The organism is Streptomyces sp. NPDC006235 (genome assembly GCF_040613735.1).
Taxonomy (GTDB): domain Bacteria; phylum Actinomycetota; class Actinomycetes; order Streptomycetales; family Streptomycetaceae; genus Streptomyces.
The window spans coordinates 1-9,993 of sequence record NZ_JBEXSR010000029.1; the positions used below are offsets into that span (position 1 = coordinate 1).

Consider the following 9,993-nt stretch of genomic DNA (forward strand, 5'->3'; position numbering starts at 1 on the left):
GGCATCTACTCCGGCTACGAGCTGTGTGAGAACACCCCGCTCAGGGAGGGCAGCGAGGAGTACCTCGACTCCGAGAAGTACCAGCTCAGGCACCGCGACTGGGAGACGGCCGAACGCGAGGGCCGCACCATCACCCCGCTGCTCACCCGGCTCAACACCATCCGCCGGGAACACCCCGCGCTGCACCGGCTCAGGAACCTCCGCTTCCATCACACCGACAACGACGCGCTCCTCGCGTACAGCAAGCGCACCGGGTCCGACGTCGTCCTGGTGGTCGCCAACCTCGACCCGCACCACGCCCAGCAGGCCACGGTCTCGTTGGACATGCCGCAACTCGGCCTCGACTGGCACGCGTCGGTGCCGGTGCGCGACGAGCTCACCGGCGAGACCTACCACTGGGGCAGGAACAACTACGTGCGCCTGGAGCCGGGGCGGGCTCCCGCACACGTCTTCCACGTCCAGTCGCCGCCCGCCGCGCAAGGGAACGGAGGGGCAGAAACGTCATGACCGTGAACGAGCCCGTGCTGGACACCTTCGAGGACACTCCCGCCAGGGACCGGGACCCGGAGTGGTTCAAGCGCGCCGTCTTCTACGAGGTACTCGTCCGCTCGTTCCAGGACAGCGACGGCGACGGCGTCGGTGACCTGAAGGGCCTGACCTCGAAGCTCGACTACCTCCAGTGGCTCGGCGTCGACTGCCTGTGGCTGCCGCCGTTCTTCAAGTCGCCCCTGCGCGACGGCGGCTACGACGTATCGGACTACACGGCCGTGCTGCCGGAGTTCGGTGACCTGGCCGACTTCGTGGAGTTCGTCGACGCCGCCCACCAGCGCGGCATGCGCGTGATCATCGACTTCGTCATGAACCACACCAGTGACCAGCACCCGTGGTTCCAGGAGTCGCGCAAGGACCCCGACGGGCCCTACGGCGACTACTACGTGTGGGCCGACGACGACAAGGGCTATCCGGACGCCCGGATCATCTTCGTCGACACCGAGACGTCGAACTGGACGTTCGACCCGGTGCGCGGCCAGTACTTCTTCCACCGCTTCTTCTCGCACCAGCCGGACCTCAACTACGAGAACCCGCGCGTCCAGGAGGAGATCCTGGCCGCCCTGAAGTTCTGGCTGGACCTGGGCATCGACGGCTTCCGGCTGGACGCGGTGCCCTATCTGTACGCGGCCGAGGACACCAACTGCGAGAACCTGCCCGCCACCCACGCGTTCCTCAAGCGCGTCCGCCGCGAGATCGACGCACTGTATCCGGACACCGTGCTGCTGGCGGAGGCCAACCAGTGGCCCGAGGACGTCGTCGACTACTTCGGCGACTACGCGAGCGGCGGCGACGAGTGCCACATGGCGTTCCATTTCCCGGTCATGCCGCGCATCTTCATGGCCGTACGGCGGGAATCCCGCTACCCGGTCTCCGAGATCCTGGCCAAGACCCCGGCCATCCCCTCGGGCTGCCAGTGGGGCATGTTCCTGCGCAACCACGACGAGCTCACGCTCGAGATGGTCACCGACGAAGAGCGCGACTACATGTGGGCCGAGTACGCCAAGGACCCACGGATGCGCGCCAACATCGGCATCCGCAGGCGCCTCGCTCCCCTGCTGGACAACGACCGGCACACCATCGAACTGTTCACCGCGCTGCTGCTGGCCCTGCCCGGCTCGCCGATCCTCTACTACGGCGACGAGATCGGCATGGGCGACAACATCTGGCTCGGCGACCGCGACGCGGTGCGCACGCCGATGCAGTGGACGCCCGACCGCAACGCCGGGTTCTCCACCTGCGACCCGGGACGGCTCTACCTTCCGGCGATCATGGACCCGGTCTACGGCCACCAGGTCACCAACGTCGAGGCGTCGATGTCGTCGCCGTCGTCGCTGCTGCACTGGACCCGCCGCATGATCGAGATCCGCAAGCAGAACCCGGCCTTCGGACTCGGCTCGTACACCGAACTGTCGTCCTCCAACCCCGCGGTGCTGGCCTTCCTGCGGGAGTACGAGGACGACCTGGTGCTGTGCGTGAACAACTTCGCGCGGTTCGCGCAGCCCACCGAACTCGATCTGCGCGAGTTCGCCGGGCGCCATCCGGTGGAGCTGTTCGGCGGGGTCCGCTTCCCCGCGATCGGCGAACTGCCGTACCTGCTGACCCTCGGGGGCCACGGCTTCTACTGGTTCCGGCTCACTCGAGTCGCATCCCGCATCGGCCGGCGACTGTGAGCACGCGCCGACGAAAGGAGGCGTGACCATGCCGAAGACCGCATCCCTCGGCCCGAGTCTCACGCGCCTGGCCGAGCCCATGGAGTCGCTCGGCGGGCTGCTGCGCGACTGGCTGCCCCGGCAGCGCTGGTTCGCGGGCAAGGACCGGCCCGTCACGGAGCTCGGCCTGCTGTCGATGACCGAGCTGTTCCCGGGCTGTCTGCACCTGCTGGTCCACGCCGGTCACGCGGGTCACACGGGCGTGCCGTCCCCGGGCGGCGCTCCGCCGGCCGGCGACTGCTACCAGCTCCTGCTCGGCGTGCGGGAGCATCCGTCGCCGCGTCTCGGGCGGGCGCTCATCGGGCGGGTGCAGGACGGGCCACTGGCCGGTCTGACGGTCTACGACGCGCTGCACGACCCCCGTTCGGCCCAGCTGCTCCTGGACCGGCTGCGGCACCCCGGCACCGCCGGTCCCCTGCGGTTCGACCGTCACCCGGACCAGCCGGTGCCCGGCGGACTGGTGCCGCGGCTACTGGACGCGGAGCAGTCCAACTCCTCGCTGGTGTACGGCGACGAGTACATCCTGAAGGTCTTCCGGCGCATCCAGCCGGGCGTCAACCCGGACCTGGAGGTGCCGGGGGCGCTGGCCCGGCAGGGCTGTCACCGCGTGCCCGCGCCCGTGGCCTGGTTCCAGACGAAGCATCCGTTCAAGGCCACCCTCGGCGTGCTCCAGCCGTATCTGCGGGACGCCTCCGACGGCTGGACACTGGCGCTGCACGCCCTGGCCGCCGGGGACGACTTCACGGCCCAGGCACGGGCGCTGGGCGCGGCCACGGCGGAGGTGCACCTCGCCCTCGCCTCGGCCTTCCCGGTCGGCGAGCCCGGGGAGAACGGGCAGACGGCGACCGCGATGTCCGAGCGGCTGGCCGCCGCCGCGCACTGCGTGCCCGCGCTCCAGCCCTACGTGCCGGGCCTGCGGGCCGCGTTCGCCGCCCTCGCCACCTGCGACGCCGGTCCGCCCGCCCAGCGTATCCACGGCGACCTGCACCTGGGGCAGGTGCTGCGGGCCGGGCGCGAGTGGTTCGTCATCGACTTCGAGGGCGAGCCGTCCCGGCCGCTCTCCGAACGGCGCAGCGCCCACTCCCCCGTGCGGGACATCGCCGGGATGCTGCGCTCCTTCGACTACGCCGCCCGGCAGCGCCGCCCCTGGCGCCCGGAGTGGGCGCGACGCTGCCGCGAGGCCTACTGCGCGGGCTATGCCGCCCGCGCCGGCTGGGACCCGCGGAAGAAGCACGGACTGCTCCGGGCCTATGAGACGGACCGGGCCGTGTACGAGGTGCTGTACGAGGCACGGCACCGCCCCGACTGGCTGCCTGTACCGATGGCGGCGATCGAGCGCCTCGCTGTGAGAGGAGACTGAGCCGTGGCCCTGCGCGACACCTCAATCCCGGAGCCGTCCGGCCCGGTCCCGGACGCCACCGCGCCCGCACTGAGCACGGAGGACCGAGGGCGCCTGCTGGCGGGCGCCCACCACGATCCGCACGCGCTGCTCGGCGCCCACCCGGTCCCCGGCGGGGTCGCGTTCCGAGCCCTGCGCCCCTTCGCCCGCTCGGTGAGCGTGGTGACCGGCGGCAAGCGCACCCCGCTCGTCTCGGAGGGCGACGGCCTGTTCTCCGGTGTGCTGCCGCTGACGGAGATCCCCGCGTACACGCTGCACGTGGTGTACGAGGGCGGTGAGCAGGAGGTGCACGACCCGTACCGGTTCCTGCCCGCGCTCGGCGAGCTCGACCTGCACCTGATCCGCGAGGGCCGGCACGAGCAGCTGTGGCAGGCCCTCGGCGCGCAGCCCATGACCCACGAGGGCGTGACCGGCACCCGGTTCACGGTGTGGGCGCCGAACGCGCAGGGCGTGCGGGTCGCCGCGGACTTCACCTACTGGGACGGGACGCAGTTCCCGATGCGCTCGCTCGGCGCGTCCGGTGTGTGGGAGCTGTTCCTGCCGGACGTCGGCGAGGGCACGGCGTACAAGTTCGAGATCACCTCCCGGTACGGCCACCGCTTCCTGAAGGCGGACCCGATGGCCCGCCGTACCGAGGAGCCGCCCAACACGGCGTCGATCGTGACGGCCTCGCACTACGAGTGGGGCGACGCTCAGTGGATGGCGCACCGGGCGGACACGCCGGTGCACGAGGCGCCGTTCTCGGTGTACGAGGTGCACCTGCCGTCCTGGCGGCCGGGTCTCGACTACCGGCAGCTCGCCGAGGAACTCCCGGCGTACGTCAAGGATCTCGGCTTCACGCACGTCGAGCTGATGCCGGTCGCCGAGCACCCCTTCCACGGCTCCTGGGGCTACCAGGTCACCGGCTTCTACGCGCCGACCGCGCGGCTCGGGACCCCGGACGACTTCCGGTACTTCGTCGACGCATGCCACCGGGCGGGCATCGGCGTGATCATGGACTGGGTGCCGGCGCACTTCCCGAAGGACGACTGGGCACTGGCCCGGTTCGACGGGGACCCGCTGTACGAGCCCGGGGACGCGCGGCGCGCCGAGCACCCGGACTGGGGCACGTTCGAGTTCGACTTCGCCCGCACAGAGGTGCGCAACTTCCTCGTGGCGAACGCGGTGTACTGGTGCGAGGAGTTCCACATCGACGGGCTGCGCGTCGACGCGGTCGCCTCGATGCTCTACCTGGACTACTCACGCGAGGACGGCCAGTGGGAGCCCAACGCCTACGGCGGCCGGGAGGACCTGGCGGCCATGGCGTTCCTCCAGGAGATGAACGCGACCGTGTACCGGCGTGCCCCCGGTGTGGTGACGATCGCGGAGGAGTCCACGGCCTGGGGCGGGGTGACGCAGCCCACCGACACCGGCGGGCTCGGTTTCGGGCTGAAGTGGAACATGGGCTGGATGCACGACTCGCTGGAGTACCTGTCCCACGAGCCGGTGCACCGCAAGTACCACCACCACGAGATGACCTTCTCGATGGTGTACGCCTACAGCGAGAACTACGTCCTGCCGATCTCCCACGACGAGGTCGTGCACGGCAAGCAGGCCCTGGTGTCGAAGGCTCCGGGCGACTGGTGGCAGCGGCGCGCGAACGTCCGCGCCTACCTCGGCTTCATGTGGAGCCACCCCGGCAAGCAGCTGCTGTTCATGGGGCAGGAGTTCGCCCAGGGCGCCGAGTGGTCGGTGGAGCAGGGGCCCGAGTGGTGGCTGCTCGACGACGGCTACCACTCCGCGGGCGACCACCGGGGCGTGCGTGATCTGGTCCGTGACCTGAACAGGGCGTATATGGCGACGCCGGCGCTGTGGCAGTGCGACACCCGCCCGGAGGGCTTCCGCTGGGTGGCGGTGGACTCGGCCGACGACAACGTCTTCGCGTTCCTGCGGTACGACGCGCAGGGCGGGGCGCTGCTGGCGGTGTCGAACTTCTCCCCGGTCGTCCGGCACGACTACGGCCTCTGGGTCCCGGGTGACGCGGTCGCCTGGCAGGAGATCCTCAACACGGACGACCCGCGCTACGGCGGCAGCGGCGTCACCCACCCGGATCCGGTCAAACCGGAGGACGGCTGTGTCCGGATCACGCTGCCGCCGCTGGCCACCGTGTGGCTGACGCCGTTCGCTGCGTGAAGTCCCGTGTCCGCACCAGGTGTCCGACCCGCCTGTGAGGGGCACTGGGTGTCGTACCACCGGGAACGCCCGGTGGTCGACGCGGCAGGGTCACGAAGGGCGGGCATCAGGGTGCGCACTGTCGGAGTGGAGGAGGAGCTCCTCCTGGTCGATCCGGAGACCGGGGAACCGCGGGCGATGTCCGCCGCGGTGCTCGCCCGGGCCGCGCAGGACGACGCGGACCAGGACGTCTTCGAGAAGGAACTCCACGAGCAGATGCTGGAGTTCGCCACCCATCCGCAGTCGTCCATGGAGAGCCTGCGCGCGGAGATCGTCCGCTGCCGCAAGGAGGCGGCCCGGCACGCCGGGGAGATCGGCTGCACGGTCGCGGCCCTCGCCACGTCCCCGCTGCCGGTCAGTCCCGCGATCGGCGTCAACCGCCGCTACCAGTGGATGGCCGACCAGTACGGCATCGCCACCCGGGAGCAGCTCGTCCTGGGCTGCCACGTGCATGTGTCCGTCGAGTCCGACGAGGAGGGTGTCGCGGTCATCGACCGGGTGCGGCCCTGGCTCCAGGTGCTGACGGCGCTCAGCGCGAACTCGCCGTTCTGGCAGGGCAAGGACACGGGGTACAGCAGCTACCGCAGCCGGGTGTGGCTGCGCTGGCCGTCCGCGGGCCCGACCGAGATCTTCGGCTCGGCCGAGCGGTACCACCGGCTGATCGCGGACATGGTCGCCACCGGCGCGCTCCTCGACGACGGGATGATCTACTTCGACGCGCGGCTGTCCCAGCGGTATCCGACGGTGGAGGTCCGGGTGTCGGACGTCTGTCTGCACTCCGGCACGGCCGCGCTGGTCGCCACGCTCGTCCGCGGACTGGTCGAGACCGCCGCACGCGAGTGGCGGGCCGGCCGGGAACCGCTCGGCCACAGTGTCAGCCTGCTGCGGCTGGCCGACTGGATGGCCGCCCGGTCCGGTCTCTCGGGCGAGCTGCTGCACCCCGCCACCATGCGGCGCCTGCCCGCCGAGGCGGTCGTGCGTGCCCTGCTGGACCACGTAGAGGAGGCCCTCGCGGACACCGGTGACCTGGAGCGGGCCCGAGGCGCCTGCGAGGAGCTGCTGCGGGACGGCAACGGCGCACAGGTGCAGCGCGCGCTGATGGAGCGCACGGGGAGCCTGCGGGACGTCGTCACCGAGTGCGTGCGGCACACACAGGCGTGAGGCGTCCCGCTTGCTGCGGGAGACCGGCTCGGACCGCGCCGACCGGACCTCAGATGATCAGGGCGAGGGCGTAGGCCAGGAAGAACGCCGCGATCAGCACCACCAGGACGATGATCACGGCCATCGGTGCCTTGGCCCAGCCCTTGGGAGGGTTGTGCGTCTCGCGGGGTCCCGCCTCGGGCAGGCTGCTCTCCGCGGGCGGGGTCTCGCCCGGGGGTACGCCGCCGCCCGGTTCCAGGCCGGAGCTGCGTTCGGGTTCGGGATCGGGACTGATGTGACTCATGCCGTCCGGGTCCCCCGATCACGCCGAGATCATCAGCGGGACGACTTCCGTATTTCCCGACCCCTGAGGGCTCCGGCTCGACTACATTCGAGCCCCGCCGATGACGCTACCCGTCGGCAACGTCACACCCCGTACCCGTCAGGAGCAGCATGCGCGACCTCGCCCTCGCTCCACCGGCCGTCTCGCCCCTGACCGGCGGGCTCGCCGACAGCGTCTTCGAGACCGCGGACCGCGAACCGACCCGGCCGGTGCTCGCCCGCCGCGCCGACCCGGCCGCCGCGTCCTGGGAGGAGGTGACGGCGATCGAGCTGCGCGACCAGGTGGTGGACATCGCCAAGGGCCTGATCGCCTCGGGGATAGCGCCGGGGCACCGCGTGGCGATCATGGCCCGCACCCGGTACGAGTGGACGGTCCTGTGCTACGCGCTGTGGGCCGTGGGTGCCGAGGTCGTCCCGGTCTACCCGACGTCGTCGCGCGACCAGGTCGAGTGGATCCTGCGGGACGCCGGTTGTGTGGCCGTGGTCGTGGAGGACGAGCAGGGCGTCATGACCGTCGGCTCGGTGTGCGCGTCGCTGCCGCTGCTGCGCCACGTCTGGCAGCTGGACGCGAACGCGCTGGAGGACCTGGCGGCGCGCGGGGAGTTCGTGCCGCTGGCCACGGTCGACTCGATGCGCCGCATCGTGCTGCCGGACTCCACGGCCGTCATCGCCTACACCTCCGGCACCTCCGGCCACGCCATGGGCTGCGCCCTCAGCCACCGCAACCTGGCCGCCCCCTGCGACACGCTGCTGGCGGGCTGGGGGCACACGGCGGCGCCGCGCGGCGAGCAGGGTTCCGTGCTGGCGTTCCTGCCCTTCTCCCACGTGTACGGGCTGATGATCCAGGGCCTGTGCGTGCGCGGCGGACTGCTCATGGGCCACCAGGCCGAGCTGGGCGGGGAGGCACTGGCGTCGGCGCTGCGCTCCTTCAGGCCCACGTACTTCTACGCGGTCCCGTCGGTCTTCGAGAAGATCTACAAGAACTTCCTGCGCACGGCCCAGCAGGGCGGCCACGGCGGACTGTTCGAGCGGGCCGCCGAGACGGCGCGGGACTTCGCCGCGGCCCTGGAACGCCAGCGGCTGGGCCGGGGCCGCGGCCCCGCCTTCGATCTGCGGTTCCAGCACGCCCTGTACGAGCGCACGGTGTACCGCAGGCTGCGGGCCGCGCTGGGCGGCCGGGTGCGGCGGGCGACCTCGGGCGGCTCTCCCCTCAGCCGCGACCTGTCGCTGTTCTACGAGGGCATCGGCATCTACGTGCACGACGGGTACGGCCTGACGGAGACCGGCGGCGGGGTGACGATGCAGCCGCTGGGCCGGGAGAAGTCCGGGACCGTCGGGCAGGCCCTGCCGGGCACGGAGATCCGGGTGGCCGAGGACGGGGAGATCCTGGTGCGCGGCCCGTCGGTGTTCCAGGGATACGTGGGCGACGAAGCCGCCACCCGGGCCGCGCTGCGCGGCGGCTGGCTGGCCACCGGCGACCTGGGGCAGCTGGACTCGGAGGGGTATCTGACGATCACCGGCCGCAAGAAGGACATCATCGTCACCAGCAGTGGCAAGAGCGTCGCCCCGGCCGCCCTGGAGCAGCGGCTGCGGATGCACCCGCTCATCCACCAGGCGGTGGTCGTGGGCGACAACCAGCCCTGTGTCGGCGCCCTGATCACGCTGGACCCCGAGTTCCTGGCGCACTGGCGGGCGGCGCTGGCGCTGCAGGGCGAGATGCGCGAGGCGCGGGAGGAGAACGCGCTGCGGGAGGAGGTGGCACGTGCCGTGGCCGCGGCCAACAGCTCCGTGTCGCGGTCGGAGTCGATCCGGGTGTTCCGGGTACTGCCGGAGCCGTTCGACGTGACCAACGGGCTGCTGACGCCCTCGATGAAGCTGCGCCGGGACGAGATCGTGCGGCACTACGCGTCCGAGATCGACGCGATGTACCAGTCGCGCAGGCGTCCCGGGCGCCCGCTCACCGGAGACGAGGCATCGCACTGGGACGACTCGGACAGCGTGTTCCGTTGACCACGGAGCCGGACGCGTAGGCCTCGCCCCCTCGGGAACACACAACAGTGGCGACGCAAGAGAAAGGACGACAGCCCTGACGGCAGCCCTTGCTGACGCCGGGCCGGAAAGGCGATATGTCAACCGAGCCGCGTGGGGATGACGCACTGACCTCCGAGGAGATTCCGAGCCGCACGAACAGCTTCGTGGGCGAGCCGCACGACGTCACGGGAGCGCGGCTGGCCGCGGAGGAGTTCCTGCGTGATCTGTCACGCTCCTCGCCGCCCTCTGCCCCCGAGTACTGGGATGACATCCTGTTGGTGGTGACGGAACTGGCCGCCAACGCGGTGCAGTACGCCCCCGGTCCGTTCGCGCTGCGGATGCGCCGGACCTTCGACGGGGTGCATGTGGTCCTGCACGACACCAGCTCCACGGAGCCGGCCCCGCGCCCCTTCGATCCGCGCAGCGGGGGCGGCGGCATCGGCTGGCACCTGATCCACACCTTGTGCGACCAGGTCAGCGTGGTGAGCGACGAGCGCGGCAAGGACGTACACGTCTTCCTGCCCTGGTGAGCCCCGTCCACCAGGTCGTCGAGCATCTCCTGCGCGCGGCCGCAGCCGTTTCATCGCGCCGACGGTGAAGGCGCCCGCG

General features: G+C 71.2%; 8 protein-coding genes. 7 read left to right on the top strand and 1 reads right to left on the bottom strand.

The genetic code is table 11. The features are described from left to right. From ABZ192_RS28250 to ABZ192_RS28270, 5 genes are all read left to right on the top strand, one after another. On the top strand, positions 1–507 hold a 507-nt coding region (locus ABZ192_RS28250; RefSeq protein WP_356927292.1), incomplete at its 5' end, for an alpha-glucosidase C-terminal domain-containing protein. Beyond that, positions 504–2,222: a maltose alpha-D-glucosyltransferase gene (gene treS / locus ABZ192_RS28255; RefSeq protein ID WP_356927293.1), complete on the top strand. Its 1,719-nt coding sequence runs from the start codon at positions 504–506 to the stop codon at positions 2,220–2,222. The genes ABZ192_RS28250 and treS, both read left to right, overlap by 4 nt. Before the next feature lie 28 nt (positions 2,223–2,250). Beyond that, positions 2,251–3,621: a maltokinase gene (locus tag ABZ192_RS28260; protein ID WP_356927294.1), complete on the top strand. Its 1,371-nt coding sequence runs from the start codon at positions 2,251–2,253 to the stop codon at positions 3,619–3,621. A 3-nt stretch (positions 3,622–3,624) separates the two neighbouring features. After that, positions 3,625–5,832, top strand: a complete 2,208-nt coding sequence (gene glgB / locus ABZ192_RS28265; protein ID WP_356927295.1) for a 1,4-alpha-glucan branching enzyme — start codon at positions 3,625–3,627, stop codon at positions 5,830–5,832. Between the two features lie 111 nt (positions 5,833–5,943). Then, a complete protein-coding gene (locus ABZ192_RS28270) occupies positions 5,944–7,032 on the top strand; it encodes a glutamate--cysteine ligase (RefSeq protein ID WP_356927296.1) in 1,089 nt (362 codons plus the stop codon). Between the two features lie 49 nt (positions 7,033–7,081). Here the strand turns inward: ABZ192_RS28270 and ABZ192_RS28275 are convergent, their stop codons facing one another. Continuing rightward, positions 7,082–7,315: a DUF6480 family protein gene (locus ABZ192_RS28275; protein ID WP_356927297.1), complete on the bottom strand. Its 234-nt coding sequence runs from the start codon at positions 7,313–7,315 to the stop codon at positions 7,082–7,084. A gap of 149 nt (positions 7,316–7,464) precedes the next feature. Here ABZ192_RS28275 and ABZ192_RS28280 point away from each other — a divergent pair, with 149 nt between their 5' ends. Next, positions 7,465–9,363 carry an AMP-dependent synthetase/ligase gene (locus ABZ192_RS28280; protein WP_356927298.1) on the top strand — a complete coding sequence of 633 codons (1,899 nt, stop codon included), beginning with the start codon at positions 7,465–7,467 and terminating at the stop codon, positions 9,361–9,363. Positions 9,364–9,479: 116 nt separating this feature from the next. Beyond that, positions 9,480–9,914: an ATP-binding protein gene (locus ABZ192_RS28285; protein WP_010033269.1), complete on the top strand. Its 435-nt coding sequence runs from the start codon at positions 9,480–9,482 to the stop codon at positions 9,912–9,914. Positions 9,915–9,993 lie beyond the last annotated feature (79 nt).

What these genes read in the sequence shown, in the direction of transcription:
- treS (WP_356927293.1), top strand. Translation starts at nt 504, where the DNA reads ATGACCGTGAACGAGCCCGTGCTGGACACCTTCGAGGACACTCCCGCC.
- ABZ192_RS28260 (WP_356927294.1), top strand. Translation starts at nt 2,251, where the DNA reads ATGCCGAAGACCGCATCCCTCGGCCCGAGTCTCACGCGCCTGGCCGAG.
- ABZ192_RS28275 (WP_356927297.1), bottom strand. Translation starts at nt 7,315, where the DNA reads ATGAGTCACATCAGTCCCGATCCCGAACCCGAACGCAGCTCCGGCCTG.
- ABZ192_RS28280 (WP_356927298.1), top strand. Translation starts at nt 7,465, where the DNA reads ATGCGCGACCTCGCCCTCGCTCCACCGGCCGTCTCGCCCCTGACCGGC.
- ABZ192_RS28285 (WP_010033269.1), top strand. Translation starts at nt 9,480, where the DNA reads ATGTCAACCGAGCCGCGTGGGGATGACGCACTGACCTCCGAGGAGATT.